Origin of the sequence: Ruminobacter sp. RM87, from assembly GCF_000701925.1 — a bacterium.
Classification (GTDB): Bacteria; Pseudomonadota; Gammaproteobacteria; order Enterobacterales; family Succinivibrionaceae; genus Ruminobacter; species Ruminobacter amylophilus.
This window is the reverse complement of record NZ_JNKD01000007.1, coordinates 40,823-57,485: the sequence shown is the minus strand read 5'-3', so window position 1 is coordinate 57,485 and position 16,663 is coordinate 40,823. Positions and strand designations below refer to the sequence as shown.

At 43.9% G+C, this 16,663-nt stretch carries 11 protein-coding genes; 4 read left to right on the top strand and 7 right to left on the bottom strand.

All coding sequences use genetic code 11. From position 1 onward, the window contains the following. The first annotated feature begins 9 nt into the window (after positions 1-9). On the top strand, positions 10-1,968 hold the full coding sequence (locus T489_RS0103290) for a transglutaminase TgpA family protein (protein ID WP_031578619.1): 1,959 nt from the start codon (positions 10-12) through the stop codon (positions 1,966-1,968). Positions 1,969-2,230: 262 nt separating this feature from the next. Next, positions 2,231-3,604 carry a nucleotide 5'-monophosphate nucleosidase PpnN gene (gene ppnN, locus T489_RS0103285; RefSeq protein WP_031578618.1) on the top strand — a complete coding sequence of 458 codons (1,374 nt, stop codon included), beginning with the start codon at positions 2,231-2,233 and terminating at the stop codon, positions 3,602-3,604. A 91-nt stretch (positions 3,605-3,695) separates the two neighbouring features. Here the strand turns inward: ppnN and T489_RS0103280 are convergent, their stop codons facing one another. The 3 genes from T489_RS0103280 to tyrS all read right to left on the bottom strand — a co-directional run bounded on the left by T489_RS0103280 (position 3,696) and on the right by tyrS (position 8,385). Beyond that, positions 3,696-6,062: a heavy metal translocating P-type ATPase gene (locus T489_RS0103280; protein WP_051621754.1), complete on the bottom strand. Its 2,367-nt coding sequence runs from the start codon at positions 6,060-6,062 to the stop codon at positions 3,696-3,698. A gap of 196 nt (positions 6,063-6,258) precedes the next feature. After that, the gene (locus tag T489_RS0103275; RefSeq protein WP_031578616.1) at positions 6,259-6,960 is read right to left on the bottom strand and encodes an SIMPL domain-containing protein; all 702 of its coding nucleotides are present in this window, start codon (positions 6,958-6,960) and stop codon (positions 6,259-6,261) included. A gap of 222 nt (positions 6,961-7,182) precedes the next feature. After that, on the bottom strand, positions 7,183-8,385 hold the full coding sequence (gene tyrS, locus T489_RS0103270; protein ID WP_031578615.1) for a tyrosine--tRNA ligase: 1,203 nt from the start codon (positions 8,383-8,385) through the stop codon (positions 7,183-7,185). Positions 8,386-8,715: 330 nt separating this feature from the next. Between tyrS and T489_RS0103265 the strand changes: the two genes are divergently transcribed. Both T489_RS0103265 and T489_RS0103260 read left to right on the top strand, forming a co-directional pair. Beyond that, on the top strand, positions 8,716-9,828 hold the full coding sequence (locus T489_RS0103265; protein ID WP_031578614.1) for an anhydro-N-acetylmuramic acid kinase: 1,113 nt from the start codon (positions 8,716-8,718) through the stop codon (positions 9,826-9,828). 335 nt (positions 9,829-10,163) lie between these two features. Beyond that, complete coding sequence (locus T489_RS0103260) at positions 10,164-11,900, top strand: alpha-amylase family glycosyl hydrolase (RefSeq protein WP_051621753.1); 1,737 nt, start codon at positions 10,164-10,166, stop codon at positions 11,898-11,900. A gap of 434 nt (positions 11,901-12,334) precedes the next feature. On the opposite strand, the gene T489_RS0103255 is transcribed toward T489_RS0103260, so the two are convergent. The 4 genes from T489_RS0103255 to T489_RS0103240 form a co-directional block, all read right to left on the bottom strand. Beyond that, positions 12,335-13,510 (bottom strand): bifunctional chorismate mutase/prephenate dehydratase, encoded by a 1,176-nt coding sequence (locus tag T489_RS0103255; protein ID WP_031578612.1) that lies wholly within the window; start codon positions 13,508-13,510, stop codon positions 12,335-12,337. 684 nt (positions 13,511-14,194) lie between these two features. Further along, complete coding sequence (locus T489_RS0103250) at positions 14,195-14,686, bottom strand: chemotaxis protein CheW (RefSeq protein WP_051621757.1); 492 nt, start codon at positions 14,684-14,686, stop codon at positions 14,195-14,197. 260 nt (positions 14,687-14,946) lie between these two features. Beyond that, the gene (locus T489_RS14085; RefSeq protein WP_051621752.1) at positions 14,947-15,882 is read right to left on the bottom strand and encodes a chemotaxis protein CheW; all 936 of its coding nucleotides are present in this window, start codon (positions 15,880-15,882) and stop codon (positions 14,947-14,949) included. Next, positions 15,879-16,655 carry a ParA family protein gene (locus T489_RS0103240; RefSeq protein ID WP_031578609.1) on the bottom strand — a complete coding sequence of 259 codons (777 nt, stop codon included), beginning with the start codon at positions 16,653-16,655 and terminating at the stop codon, positions 15,879-15,881. The genes T489_RS14085 and T489_RS0103240 overlap by 4 nt, the downstream gene beginning before the upstream one ends. Positions 16,656-16,663: the final 8 nt, after the last annotated feature.

The window sequence follows — 16,663 nt, the reverse complement described above, 5'->3', positions numbered from 1 at the left end:
AGGTATCCCATGCTAGTTACCAACAACAAATCACTTATACTTATGGGCAGCATCTATACCATATGCTCTCTGATGTCTTTTTCCCATATTTATACCGGAATTTCGGTTATCTGCATTCTGGCCATAATACTGCGTATTCTGAGCGCCACCCACGTAATCCGCCCTCTGAGTCGTTTTTATATCAGAATAATTTCCTTTATAGGTATCTTTATTATTGCGGCCAGCGCCCTGATTTTTAGAAATCTGGCCGATACCTTCATCAGCCTGCTTATGATGGGATGTGCCCTTAAATTTCTGGAATATGCCAATAAAAGAGATCTTTATGTTCAATGTACCGCCCTGCTGTTTCTAACCGCTGTACCTCTGATATTCCATTATGAATTCTATATTCTGCTGTACATCCTGACCATGTGCATCATGATTATCTGGGCATTTGTGTCAATTACGCATGTACAGACAATCAGGGAAGATTTTAAACTGATGTTCAGAATCATTCTTCCGGCCGTGCCGGTCACGGTTGTAATGTTCCTCGTACTGCCGAGAACCGGAGCATTCTGGGTAATCCCCAATATCGAGCAGTCGCTTTCAGGCATAAGTTCAGAACTCGACCTTAACGGTCTGGGCAACATGTCGACTTCAGACAGAATCATAGCCAGGGTAGTCTTTCACGGAGACATTCCGTCATCAAGATACTTCAGAGCAATTGTCTACGAAAATTATTCCTTCAGCGGATGGACTGAAGGTGAACGTGATTCATCCATGCGACGACAGCTCCAGTGGTATAAATATCTGCAATTTCCAAAGCCGCAGGCTCAGGGCCATTCCCGGACAATCGATTATGACGTCATTCTGGAAAATACCGGAACCCCGTATATTCCAACTCTTAAATATTCAAATACCAGTACGGATACAAAAAGAGTATTTTATCTTTCCACCGACGTATTCTCCGCAAACAATTCAGGAGCAGGCAGACAGTACTTTCATTTCACCTATCTTACGGATCTGAAAGAACGGATTGAAAGACTAGACCGTCGTCAGCGTACTGAAGTTCTGTCATTCAATACACTCACCAACAGGCGAACTCAGGCTCTGGTGAAGGAACTTACCGAAGGAATTGACAGTGACGAAGAAAAAGCTAATGCAATCCTAAAGTTCTTCTCCGGCAACAGTTTCAGATACACACTGTCCCCCGGCAGATATCAGACCACGGACTATCTTGATGAGCTGATTTTTTCCAGAAAACTCGGCTACTGTGTACATTACGCCAATGCAATGGCACTAATGCTCAGAATGGCAGGAATCCCCTCACGCATAGTGGGAGGTTATATGGGCGGTGAACTCAATCGTAATGAAAACTATGTCATTCTCCGTGAATATGATGCTCATGCCTGGGTTGAAGCTTTCATAAACAACAGATGGGTTGAGCTTGATCCTACGGCTGTGGTAGCAGAATGGAACAGCAACGGCATCAGTGAACAATCCGTTATCGGAGCATCAAACGGCATCACTGCTGAAAAAAGCATACTGTCTGGTCTTGTCAGTCTCAAGGAATACATGGACATGAAATGGACCATGTTTGTACTTAACTTCGACTCCGAAAGACAGCAGAGTATATTTAAAGGCAGTATCATTGCCGTTCTCGGCCTGGTGGTGCTGTCATTCATTACTTATATTGCCATAATTCTGTTTACATCCAGAGAAAAAAGCGACAGAACGGTATCTCCTGAACTTGCTGTAATGCGAAAGGCAGTAATGATAATTCTGAAAAAGGAAAACGTAGAAATGGTAGAATGGCATACCTACGGCCGTTTCTGCAGTATGCTGGCAGAGAAAAACAGTCACTATGCAGAACTTTTTGCACAGATGTACCGTCTCTACCGCAGTATTCACTATCAGCCTGAAAAACCGGACAAATCATCAAAAATCAAAGAGCTCCGACAGAAACTCAGGGAACTGAAGAAACTGTAGCACCCGAGCTTAAAAGTCTGAGACCGCCAATAGTCAGTCTCAGGCTTTTTTAAATCAGCCTGTGCCTAATTAATAACAATCATGCAGATTTATTAGCATGTCAGTCAAAAATCAGCCATAAAATTCTCAAATCATCTGATAAATTACATAGAATTAGAAGTATATGCCCATATATCCGATGTCCGCTGACGTCATCCGGAAATTTCAGCCGGATTCACGTGACATCATTACTTCGTTTTAACTTATTAAAGGCAGGTAAAATATGATTTCCGTAATTCAGCCTCCTGAAGCGATGGCGCTGTTATCTCAGATAGAAGCGGAAAGTCTTTCCGACACCGCCTACGGTGAACTCTACGATCTGTACCGCAACTGTTCTCTTGCTGTTTTAAACAGCGGGGTTCAGACTGACAATGCCAAGGAACTTCTGGATAAATTTTCAGATTTTGACATAAAGGTGGTCCGCAACGAACGCGGTGTGAAGCTTGAACTTATCAATCCTCCAAGATCAGCCTTTGTTGATGGAGAAATCATTACATCCATCCAGATTAACCTCTATGCCGTACTCAGAGACATCATCAGAATGAGTACCTTGTCCCCACGTCATATTCTGCCTACGGGAATGGATGAAAATGCCCTGAGTCACGGGAAAATGATTACCAATGTCATTTTCAGTATTCTCCGCTCGGCACAGATTCTGGTTGCAGGAAAAAACCCGAACACAGTTGTCTGCTGGGGAGGACATTCCATTAGCAAGGCGGAATATGACTACGCATACAATGTCGGCGTACAGCTTGGTTTACGTAAATTTGACATCTGCACAGGCTGCGGTCCGGGAGTTATGGAGGCCCCGATGGTCGGAGCAAATTTCGGTCAGTCAAAGCAGAATTCCAGCACCTGCAGGTTCGTAGGTCTGACTGAACCTTCAATCATTGCCGCAGAACCGCCTAATGCCATGGTAAGCAATCTGGTTATTCTGCCTGACATTGAAAAACGACTTGAAGCATTTGTCCGCTTCGGCAATGCCATTATCGTTTTTCCGGGAGGACCGGGGACCGTGGAGGAACTGCTGTATATTCTTTCCATCAAGCTTCTGCCGGCAAACAGGCACGAACAGATTCCGCTGATTCTTACCGGTGGCAGGGAAAGTGAAGATTATTTCAATACCATCAACAGATTCATTATGGACACTTTAGGTGAAAAAGCCTCCAGAGCGTACAAAATAATCATTGATGATCCGGAAGAAGTGGCCGTACAGATTAAAAAGTCCATGGAAATGGTAAAGGATCACCGTACCCTTATAGGTGATTCCTACTGCTTCAACTGGACGGTACAGATTCCGGAAGAACTGCAGATTCCTTTTGTACCTACTCACGAAAACATGTACAACCTGAATATCGTCAAAGACATGGAACCATACAAGCTGGCAGCCACCATGCGTCAGGCGTTTTCAGGCATAGTATGCGGTAACGTAAAGGAATTCGGCATCAGGCAGATTAACGAAAAAGGTCCTTACGTCATACGCGGTGATGCCGGCATCATGCAGTCCATGGACAGACTTCTTGCCGATTTCGTGGCTCAGGGCAGATTCAAACTGCAGACTCACGAATACAAGCCTTGCTACAAAATTGAAATGTAGCCTGAAAAATCCATAAAAAAGAAGACTCTCTGAAACCAGGCAGAGAGTCTTTTCTTTTCGTCAAATTAAACCTTCCCGGAAACAGGTAAGGTTATGCAGACCTGCGGTTGAAAATCATTCTCATGGAATTAAGTACCGCCAGAATCATAACTCCCACGTCTCCGAAAACCGCGAACCACATTCCCACAATTCCCATTGCCCCCAGAATCATCAGCAGAAACTTCACCGCAAGAGCCAGCACTATATTCTGTCTGACAATAGTACCGGTCTTACGGGCTATTCCGATACCGGTAACAAGTTTACGGGGCTCGTCACTCATAATAACGGCATCAGCAGCCTCTATGGCGGCATCAGATCCCATTGCCCCCATGGCTATGCCCACATCGGCGAGAGCAAGAGCCGGAGCATCATTGATACCGTCGCCCACAAAAACTGCAGTCCTGTTTTTCTCATGAATTTTCTTAAGAGACTTTTCGACAAGAGACACCTTGTCAGCAGGGAAAAGAGACGCATGATACTCACTTATTCCCACATGTCCGGCAACCGAAGCTGCTATGCTGTCGTTATCTCCGGTAAGCATTACGCATGAAATTCCCATCTTACTCAGTTTATCTACGGCCGCGGCACTGTCTTCCCTGATTTCATCCGCTACCACCAGAGTTCCTGCATAAACTCCGTCCGCAGCCACATGAATAACCGTTCCCACAGCTGAAATGTCTGGGACAGAAATATTTTCATCCTTAAGAAGCCTGTCGTTACCGGCAAGTACCGTTTTTCCGTCTGCCACGGCTCTGATTCCCCGGCCGGAAATCTCCTGAAAATCAGAAATATTCAGTAAGGAAAGGCCTCTTTTTTCAGCTGCTTCGGTAACTGACCTGGCAATCGGATGAGCCGATCCATTCTCGGCTGAGGCCACCAGTCTGAGAAGCTCATCATCACTCATGATTCCGCTGCCCGTAATACTGCTCAGTCTGAAGGTTCCTCTGGTAAGTGTTCCTGTTTTATCAAAGAACACCACACCTGCCTTTCCCAGAGCATCCAGATAATTACTGCCCTTCACCATAATACCGCGTCCCGAGGCCGCGCCTATACCGCTGAAATAGGTAAGAGGAATGGATATCACCAGAGCACACGGACATGAAACCACCAGAAATATAAGAGCCCTCTCTATCCACACCGACCACATTTCTCCGAAAAGCAGAGGAGGAATCAGAGCCGTAAGTACCGCAAGGGCTACCACTGAAGGTGTATAGTATTTTGCGAACACTGATATGAAATTTTCAGTTCTGGACTTTCTTTCCCCCGCCTTTTCAACCATTCTGATAATTTCCGACGCGGCGGAATCGTCAGCTTTCTTTCGAACCTCCACCTCAATCACACCGTCGCGGGAAATAAAACCTGAATATACCTCACTGCCCTCTGATACTGAACGGGGAACGGATTCCCCCGTAAGATTGGATGTATCCATCCCGGCATGACCGCTTATGACCACTCCGTCACATGGAACCTTCTCTCCCGGTCTTACCACCACCCTGTCTCCGATTCTTACATCAGAAGCTCTGACTTCGACAATTCCATCGTCTGTCTGCAGACTGGCTTTGTCGGGACAGATATCGAGCAGAGCCCTTATGGATGCCCTGGAATGATTAACAGCCCTGTCCTGAAAATATTCTCCAACCTGGTAAAAGATCATTACGGCAGCGGCTTCCGGGTATTCACCGATGGCTACCGCACCAAGAGATGCCACGGTCATGAGCATCTGTTCACTGAAAGGACTGGTTTTAATCTTTCTGACCGCATCAAGAAGAACATCGGCGCCGGCAGCAAGGTAAGAAACCAGAAGCAGTATGCAGGCGGTAATTCTCACGCCTGACAACTCTGCAAATCCGTAATAGAGACCAAGCCCCAAAGCAAAAACCGCAAGCCCTATTATCAGTCTGATTTTAAGGGAAACGCCGAAAATTGTGTCCTCTTTTTCGTCCGTACTGATGGATTCATGTCCGTCTGACAACGGAACAACGGTTACATCAGGTTCATACCTGTGAATGATTTCGCTAACCGTACTCTCAATATCGTCCGGTATGCTTTTAGGGGATTTCGGCTTTAAGACCAGAGTTCTGGTAAGAAGATTATATGAGGCATCGGCCAGATACGGCAGACTCTGCAGATCCGCAACAATTAAGGATGAGCAGTGAGGACAGTCCAATTCCCTGGCCAGAAAATAGAGGGAACCGTCATCCGGATGTATCTGCCGGTAATTACGCAAATTCACATCTTCAAATTCAGAAACCGGTGATGAGCCGTCTGAATCATGACTGCAGGGAGAACAGACACTGATGCCAGCATGACTCTGAGTTTCCTTTCTGCCTATAATCCGTACAATGCCTAGTCCCTGAGAACCGCCGTTAACATTCCCGGAACGGCTGTTATATCCATATTCCTCTTCGTTATTCTTCATAATTTTCAATCAAAAAAAACATACACTCATGTATATAATTATGCCTTTTTCAGTTTTCCGTTACCAAGTTTTTAAATGGGAATAAATACCATTTTACTCTGGAGCTCTCCTCATCAGCGAATATCAGAGACAACAAACGGCTTTACGCGAACGTAAAACCGTTTAATAAAATCATGATTACGACAGACGGAAGGTACTAATCATTCAGGTAGAACTGAACAGTGGAAACAACTCTGACAAGTTTGTTCGGATCCTTATCATCACCGTTAATGGAAAAAACTCCCTGATTGGCGGTTTTGATTTTACCGAGTGACGAACCTGAATCCCTGGCGAACTTTTCCGCAACCTCTCTGGCATTTCGTGTGGCTTCCTCGACCATCGCAGGTTTTATGTCATTAAGTCCGTTATAGGTATACCTGATATCCCATGACTGGTCAGTCAGAGGAATACCGGCATTCATAAGCTCATAAAAACTGTTTTTAAGTTTTTCTGCGGCTTCCATGTTATCCGTGGATACATAAACACCTGCACTGATGCTGTACACCTGTCTGCCGGTTCCGTTACTGCCTTCACTGAAGGTATACATCGAAGGCATGGAAAAGCCGATGTCATTATCCCTGATACCGTATCTTTTGATATGTTCAAGCACCTGGGCCCTGTAGGCATCAATCATCTGCAGACCGTCAGAATGGCTGTATGATTTTACGGAATATCCGATGGGAATATACACGTGATCGGCTTTTACCATGCGTTCAGCAAGCCCTTTAACCGTAACCAGTCTTTCCGATTCAATCAGATGCTTTGCCGTCATTTCCAGAGTAGGAGCCAGTGTGTACATACCGGCTATGAAGCAGGCTCCGAGAAGCAGAGAGGAAACAATCAGAGATTTACCATCCATACAATCATTCCTTAAACAGTTAATCCTCAAAAAGAATCATTAACATAAACTTATCACTTTTACGTGACCGTGTAAAAAAAGAATACGTCAGACTTAGTGATTCCTTTAACCTTCACGCAAAATACGGAGGATGACCGATGAATTAAGGCTAAAAAAAATGCAGAACGTCTCCGTTCTGCATTATCTTTTACACTTTCCGTGAAAGTCCGTTTTTATTCCGGATTACGCGAGAGTAACCTTTGCGAACTTTCTCTTGCCGACCTGCCATACGGCTTCACCGGCACTTACAGGAAGCTTGGTATCGGTTACAGCTTCGCCGTCACGCTTTACAGCCCCCTGCCTGATCATGCGGATGGCGTCAGAGGTTGATGCAACGAGGCCTGCTTCCTTGAGCAGATTGCCTACAGGAAGAGTATCGTTACCGTTTAAAGATACGGTTACTTCTGGGATATCGTCAGGAATTGCATTCTTTGAGAATCTGGTTACGAAATCCTGATGAGCGGCTTCTGCAGCTTCGGCTCCGTGATAACGGGTAATGATTTCCTTTGCAAGGGTAATCTTCACGTCTCTAGGATTTACAGTACCTGCAGCAATTCCGGACTTGAACTCTTCAATTTCCTTCAGTGAACGTTCACTGAGAAGTTCATAGTAGTTCCACATCAGGTCATCACTGATGCTCATGATCTTGCCGAACATGTCATTAGGAGCATCATGAACACCGATGTAGTTGCCGGCACTCTTACTCATCTTCTTGACCCCGTCAAGACCTACGAGCAGAGGCATCATGATGGCAACCTGCTGACTTAATCCTTCTTCCTTCTGCAGTTCACGCCCCATTAAAAGGTTGAAGCGCTGGTCGGTACCGCCAAGTTCAACGTCAGCCTTCAAATGAACTGAATCGTATGCCTGAAGCAGAGGATAAATGAATTCGTGAATGGCAATGGACTGACCTGCTGCATATCTCTTCTTGAAATCATCTCGTTCAAGCATTCTGGCAACGGTCTGACGTGATGCAAGCTTGATCATGCCGGAAGCTCCGAGCTTTTCAAGCCATTCAGAGTTGTACACGATTCTGGTCTTGCTTTCATCAAGAATCTTAAAAGCCTGTTCCGCATAGGTCTTGGCATTTTCCAGAATCTTTTCTCTTGAAAGAGGGGGTCTGGTTGCATTCTTGCCTGTAGGGTCACCTACCGCCGCGGTAAAGTCACCGATAATCAGAATGATTTCATGACCAAGCTTCTGAAAAACTCTCAGCTTGTTTAAGATTACGGTGTGACCTAAATGAATGTCCGGAGCTGTAGGATCCATGCCGAGCTTAATTCTCAATGGTCTGCCTTCTTCAAGCTTTGCCTTTAATCCTTCAACCGAAATTACAGAATCGGCACCACGAACAATCTCTGACAACGCCTCATCAACTGAAATCATCACCTATACTCCATCTATAAAGGGCAACAGTTCCGCCGCTGGTTTTAACCATTAAAAACGGCAGAATCCGTTTAACCGATTTAAATAAAAAAATACAAAAAAATTTCCGTCTTGCATTATAGAGGTAAAAGCAAAAATTTACCACAGACTATAAGCAAAATAAGGTATAAAATTATCGATATCTCAGACATCTCATGCTAAAGTATTATAACCAGAGACGGAACCGCTGAATGTTTCTTCCCAAAAAGACAACAGTTATCTTCAATCCCGGTTTTCGACAAACACATAATTTACGGAGGCTCTGACAGACCTCAGCCTCACGGAGTAACAATGGCTTTATACATAGGACTTATGTCAGGAACCAGCGCTGACGCGATTGACGTGGCATTGGTGGATTTTCAGAAAGGCGGCAGAATAAGACTGGTGGCCGCACTTGAAAAGAAATGGTCTGAAGAGGACAGAAAAGCGATAAATGCCCTGTGCACTCCCGGAGAAAATGAAATTCACAGGGCGGGAATGTTCGGATGCCGTTATGCACAGGCTGCTGCGGAAGGAATCAGGGAACTGCTCATCAGGCAGAAGCTGACTCCCGAGGACATCACCGCCATAGCCTCTCACGGTCAGACCGTCCGTCATGAACCTGAAAACGGGTTTTCGGTTCAGCTGGGCAATCACGCCCTGCTGGCGGCACTTACCGGAATTGACGTGACCTGCGACTTCAGATCCATGGATCTTGCTCTCGGCGGTCAGGGGGCTCCGCTGGTGCCTGCTTTTCACCAGGAAATATGTGCCAGTCCGGACACTCCAAGATACATCGTAAACATAGGCGGCATATCCAACGTATCCGTACTGATTCCAGGACATAATGTATCCGGATTCGACACAGGCCCCGGCAACACCATGATTGATCTGCTTGCGCGGAAATACCTGAATCAGCCGAGCGATTTCAGCGGAGAACATGCTTCCCGCGGTACCGTCAGTGCTGAAGCCCTTGAAGAACTTCTCGATGAACCATACTTTAAGGCTAAGCCTCCGAAATCCACCGGACGCGAGCTTTTCAACGGTGATTATCTCAATCGAAGCTCAATACTTCAGAACCTGTGTCCTGACGACATGCTGGCAACAGTAACTGAACTCACTGCCGTAACGATTGTTCAGGGCATTGATTTATTCGGAGAAAAAGGTGAAATATATGTCTGCGGCGGCGGTTGTCACAACAGCCATCTCATGGAACGAATAGCATTCCATGCTGGCAGAAGCGGTCATCTTAAAGTCGCCGGCATCAGAGAAATCGGAGTGGATCCTGATTATCTTGAAGCCATGGCATTTGCCTGGCTGGGATACAAATTCATAAACAGGGAAAAAATCGACATGACAGGAATAACAGGTTCCTCCGAACCTGAAATAATGGGAGCTCTGTACCCGGCTCCCAAGTCTTCGTAGGTCATATTTTCCGTACTGCGCCAATCCTTATAAAGGCGGACGCATTCCGCCTTTTCATAACATGTCATTAATCACATAATTATCTAATAATTTGAACTGTAACAACCTAAAATTTTTCATAAACAGTTACAATCTGAACGTTTTTATATGCATAAAAAAAATTACCTGTTCCTCAGGTAATTTTTTGTTTATAAATACACTGTCATTTATTCGCATGTATCATTTTCTTCGGTTCATCCATAAGACAATAAAGAACGGAAGGAAACATTCATGCACTATGTGCAAGAACACGTGAAAATGAAAAATATAATAATGGACATAAAAGGAATACGCTAATGATAAAACAATCAATAATCGCTACCACCGTTCTCGGGGCACTTCTTGTTGCAGGATGTAATTCAACCTCAGGAGCTCCAAAAAAATTCGCATGGCAGCAGGAAAATAATCCTGATACCATAAACTGTACCAGAAGCGGTTCAACACAGCCGGTGGAAATTTCTGCCAAAAATCTGAACCTGACTACCAATGACAATAAGGGCTGCTTCAACGGGGACAGCAGATTCTGCGATCTCAGAATCTATCAGATCATGGTTGAAAGCTTCATGCACGGTAAAAAAGGAGCTCAAGGCGTAGGCGTATCCTATGGTCCAAGCAGTCATCAGGGTAACCTCAAAGGCATTATCGACAACCTCGACTACATCAAGTCAACCGGTGCAAATGCCATCTGGTTAACCCCTATTTTCACCACAACCAAGATGGAGAATCAGCAGACTTCAGACGATTTCCTTGACGGAACCGGCTACTTTACCTCCGATTACTTCTCAATTGATCCTAGATTCGGTACCAAGACCGATTTAAAGAAACTCGTTAATGCTGCCCATTCCAAGGGAATGTACGTATTCCTCGACGGTGTATTCGGTCATGCAAAAGTTAACGTAAAGACCGAAAGTCCAAACGGCAACAAACTGGTTCTCAGCAGAATGTGCCGCGACATTACAGGACATGATGACAAAATGACATTGAAGGCAGGCACCTGCTTCAAGGTTGATGAATCAATGGATTTTCTTAAGGAAGTAGCCACCTACTGGATCAGGGAAGCAAAGATCGACGGCTGGAGACTTGACCAGGCATATCAGCTCACCCCTGAACAGTGGAAGCAGATTCGCGAAGCCGTTGAAGAAGAATCAGCAAAGAAGAGTAATACCTATGTACTCGGTTCAAAGAGAACCCTGCCTCTCGGCTATACTCTTGCAGAAATCTGGACAGACAATCCAAAGGAAATCGAAAAGAACGTATTCGTAAACGATGGTGTAAGCAGTGCCTTTAACTTCCCTCTCCGCAGTCAGCTTACCAAGGTTCTGGCTACAAGAGAAGATCCTTTCACTTCAGGCAACTGCCGTGTTCCAGCTCAGTCTCTTAACGATGAAATCCTCAGCAAGATGAGAGGATACAACAAGGCGTCAATTTTAAACAACTTCATCACCAACCATGACACCGTTCGTTTCGGTGATCTTCTCCAGAGAGCAAAACTTGAAGAAGACGGAAAGAACGGACAGAGCTACTATGACGCCCATCTGGCTGCCATAAGCTTCCTCTCCGCCATGTCCGGTCCTTTAACCATATACTACGGCGATGAAACCGGTGATGATCTCAAGGGATTCAGTCAGAAGCCTAAGAACTGTATCGAAAAACATCAGTGCGATGACCACGTTTCAAGAACTGACGGACATGTTAACAAGCTTTCAGCAGACGAAAAGAAGCTCAAGAATTCCGTTGCGGCAGTACTGAAACTCAGAGACTCACACCCTGCCCTGTCTCACGGCAAGAGAGTACATCTGTTCAGTGATCACTCAATCTACGCAGATTTCAAGCAGTACAAGAACGACAAGGTAATCTATGTGATGAATACCGGTACCGGTGAACGTCAGGTTACCATCGATGATAACGTATGGGCCAAGCTTGGTCTCAGCTCTGGCTGTACCATGAAATCCCTGTTCGGCGGTTCAGTTAAAAAGAATGTGATTACCGCTCCGGCTCTTTCAGGTACCTTTGTAAACGTTACCTGCAAGTAATCACTTTTCCGAACGGATACTGTCAAAGGGACTCATCAGGGTCCCTTTTTCATTCAGTAAAACGTATACAACCACTGTTGTTTTCCTTTTCATATGTATTCAGATATCTGAAATGCTCATTATTTCAACAATCAGAACAACTCTGAATAAATAACATACAGCTCATTCATTATTTTGTGACAGCTAATGCAAAAAACATGTAGTCTTATTTGCAATTGGTTATGAAAAGGTTATCATACCTGTGTTTTCTCCATTAAGTTTCCTATGGAGTCATGTGTTTCTTCATTAATTTCAACCATCACATTTTGTAATGTGATGGTTTTTTTTATATTTCAGAAAAATTCAGTCAAATCTCCAGATAACTGAAAAAAAGCAGACAAAAAAATTCCGGCAACAGCCGGAATTATTCATGGTTCCTGTATGATCCCGAAAGTTTATCTTCCTGTAGCATCACTTGCGGCATAACAGCCGAGAACTCTTATTGAACCGGTAACCTGTCTCAGTTCAGCCATGAGACCTGTCATCAGAGGTGTATTGACGTTAATCAGGATATCGGCATAGAAGGTTTCATCCCACACGCCTCTGGGTTCATTATCGAGATTATTCTGAATTCTAGGTCTTGACTGCAGTTTAACCACGTTGATATTGTGACTGCTGAACACGTTGAGAACTCTCACCAGAGAACCAGGAGTATTTTCAGTGGTAAAGGTAATTGAAGTCTTGGCCTCGATATCAGGAGGAACGATAATATTGCTCATGCTGATAACGATAAAACGGGTTATGTTGCGTTTCTGGTTGGCTATATTGCCGTGAATAGCCTTTAATGAATATAAGGCTCCGGCTTCTCTGCATCCTATTGCGGCGCAGTCATCACGATCCAGCTTTCTGACGGTATCCATCGCCTCAGATGAGGAAGAACATGCTTTTAATTCAACATCAGGCAGATTGGCATGCAGCCAGTCGGAACACTGACTGAAAGGCTGCGGATGCGCATACAGGGTCTTTATTTTTGATAAATCGGTATCCTGCTTCACCAGAATGGTGTGTTCAATCGGATAAGTCAGCTCTCCTATGATTTTAACGTTTGATTTCTGCAGCAGGTCATAAACTTCATTGATGCATCCGGAAGAAGTATTTTCAATAGGCAGAACGCCACAGTCACATTCACCGGTTTCCACGGCACTGATGATATCATCAAAGGTGGTACAGTTCTTCGGCTGAATGTAGTCACAGATGGAATTGAAATACTTGTAGGTTGCAAGATATGAATAAGTACCTACATTACCTAAAAAAGAAACTTTCAGTTTTCTGTTGAGCTGATGATTTATCCCCACAATTCCCTGGATGTATGAAATCTGCTGAGATAATGAATTGGCAAAAACCGTTCTGAAAACACTGTCTACAAAATCCGGAGAAAGATTCAGCTCCATGCCGGCATCCATCAGCTTCTGCATGCTCTGTTCGTTTTCTCTGGTTTCGCGAACCGGAAGCCCCTGACTGTATTTGAGATCTGCCATCTTTATATCAAGTTCTTTGCGTTTAGCCAGCAGACGTAAAATTTCGGAATCTATTTCGTTAATTGAACAGCGTACTTCAGATATAGTATTCATTTATTAAGGAATCCCTTTAATACCTTCACGGATTGAAATCTTATCGTATTATGGAATTATAACAGTGTTTACAGAACACTGCATATTATTTTGCTTCAGCAGAAAACCTTGCGGACCGACTCAACACAACCGTCATGAAAATCAGCCTTCCTTTTCATAATGAATTATGTTTTGTCTGAAATTTTTCTCTTTATGATTTTTTTGAAAGCACCCGCCATTACCTGAGTTATCACGAATATTAATAAAATGAGGGATTCCGTAATAATTTATAAAATAAAAGAAGAAGTACTTAAGTATAAAAAACAAATTATTTAAGATATACTATTGATATATTTTTATATATCATTTTTATTTTTGGCAAATAAAAAGCGGATATAATGGTGGTCTTTATATCCGCTGGTAATTTCATAAACTCTCAATTTATATTACCAAATATCATATTATTATGAAGAGATAAACCGTTACCACATAATTGATAACGATTTCATAATAATATAGTAACGTAAAATCACGAACTTATCCACACATATTTAAAAAATATGTGAAAAAAGTACAAAAAAACGACAATATATATAATTTATTATTTTTATGTAATAAATACTATACTGTTTTAACTACAGACAAATATACTATTTATATCTGTCTGTATTAACCAACATCTATTTATTACACCTTTTTCTCTAATCAGCTGATATTGCTGATTTCCTGCCATTCATCATCAGTGAGCAGTTTTTCAAGATCAATGAGAATCATCAGGCAGTCGTTTCTGTAACATACGCCCTTGATGAATTTTGAATTGGCATCAGTACCGACATTCGGAGCCGGATCTATTTCGTGCTGATACAAATCAACGACTTCAGATACCTTATCGACCAGAATGCCTACAACCTGCTTATCTACCTCTATGATAATTATTCTTGTATTATCCGTTACTTCAGCCGGACTGAGACCGAAACGAAGTCTGGTATCGATAATGGTTACCACATTGCCGCGAAGATTTATTATGCCCAGAACATAAGCAGGAGCACCGGGAACAGGAGCGATGTCTGTGTAACGTAGAACTTCCTGCACCTGCATTACGTTCACGCCGTATACTTCCTTATCCAGCTGAAAAGTAACCCAGCGCAATACTTCATCAACCTTTTTCTTTTCCTGCTGCTTAACTTCGTTCTCCATCATAATGGCTGTCTCCTGTTAAATCATCATGATTTAAACATAACATAAAGAAATCAATTCACCATGCAATTTTTAAAAAGAAAACATCAGTCTATGACTGATTCAACAAAAAAAGGGAATGCGGGCGGACTTCAGGCTCGGATAAGGTGAATTTTACAAACAAAGCGTACATCAGCGGTGTTTTATGCTCAGCTGACATAATCTGTTCCAAAAGAGATTAACACCTCACGATGTCCGGTTTTTCAGACGAATCGGACGATTTAATGACGTTCAAAGTTTTTCTGTGGCTGATTCATGTATATATCCTGCCCTTTTGACAGCATCTTTTCCAGTTCGGTAACATGGAGAAGAGCGCACATTTCCTTTTTCAGAATTCCGGCAAGCCAAGGTCTGTCGCCGTGCAGAACCCTCCACTTCACGTCTTCTCTTTTTATCGTTTTGGTACCTACAAGTTCATCGCACTGCAGACACCATTCCTTGCTCTTCAAAAGAATGACGAAATTATATTCGTGAGCCACTATTTCCTTTCCTGGAAGCATCCACTTCGCCGTATCAACTACAGATACGTTCTGTTTCTGAATACAGGTCATTCCGGCATACCATTCAGGCTTGCCGAACAGTTTGTCGATTTTCACGGGCTTGAATATGCCTCCGAGTGAAAAAAGAGGAACGGCAAGCAGAATACCAGCCACCTTGAACAGGAGTGCCGAAAATTCACTGTCGGTTTCAATATTGCACCAGCGTTCGCTCTTCAGCTCCTGTTCCCCGGTCTGCAGAACTGACTCCTGCGTCTCCTCGGTATCAGCAGCCTCCTCATGCACGGGTGCTGTTTCCTGTACGGTATCTGTCTTTACGGCTTGTTCATTCTCCACGGCCGTCTGAATTACATTTTCAGGTTCAGAAACTTCATTCTCAACTGCAGTTTCAGTCTTTTCACTGACTGCTTCAGTAACAGCCTCAGTCACCTTCGCGGCCGGTTCAGAATTTTCGGAAACCGGAGCGGCAAGAACCTCGGATGTGATATTCTCCAGCATTCTGGACAGACTTTCACTGTTGAAGGTTTTTTCCAGCACCTCCTTCTGTGACGAGCTTTCCCTGACCTTCTCAGCTTTTTTAGGCTGGGCCTGTTCTGATGGATCTGTCAGCAGTGAATTAAAATAATTCACCATTGCCTCATGCTGATCTAATCGACTCATTTACCTCTACCGCCTCCGGCAAGCAAATCAGCGATCAGCATCCTGTATGCTTCAACACCTCTCGAATGAGGATAAAGTTTTGATGCCGGCAGATGTCTTTCACTGGCATCACGGAATCTTGTATCAATAGGAATAACTCCACGCCATACTCTCTCGGCATAATTATGTCTGATGGACTCAAGGCTCTGGTTTGAAGCCTTGGTTCGTCTGTCATACATGGTAGGAACGATTACGTAATTCATTTCGTCAGCCTTGGTGCCTCTGAGTATTTCAAAGGTCTTCATCATTCTCTCAAGACCTTTGAGTGCCAAAAATTCTGTCTGGGTAGGCACAAGTATCATTGAACTGGCAGCCAGAGCGTTAACCATCATGACGCCGAGAACCGGAGGACAGTCAATCAGGGCCACGTCAAAATCCTTATCCAGCTGCTGCAGTGATTTTTTAAGAATAAGCCCCACACCGTCCCTGTTCAGTGTTTTATCAAGGGTGGCCAGAGCTATGGAACCGCCGATAATACTTATGTTTTCCACGTCAGTGCTTATTATAGTTTCTTTTATGCCGGCATAGGAATAATCATTATCGGTAAACAGATCAAGCATCGTATGTTCAAGTTCGTCCGAATCATACCCGAAACACGCGGTAAGGGACGCATGAGGGTCGGTATCAAGAAGAAGAACTCTTTTGCCTTCTGATGCCAGAATACCGGCAATGGTTATTGCTGATGTGGTTTTTCCCACACCACCTTTCTGATTTGCAATAGTCCAAACAATCATATCAACTA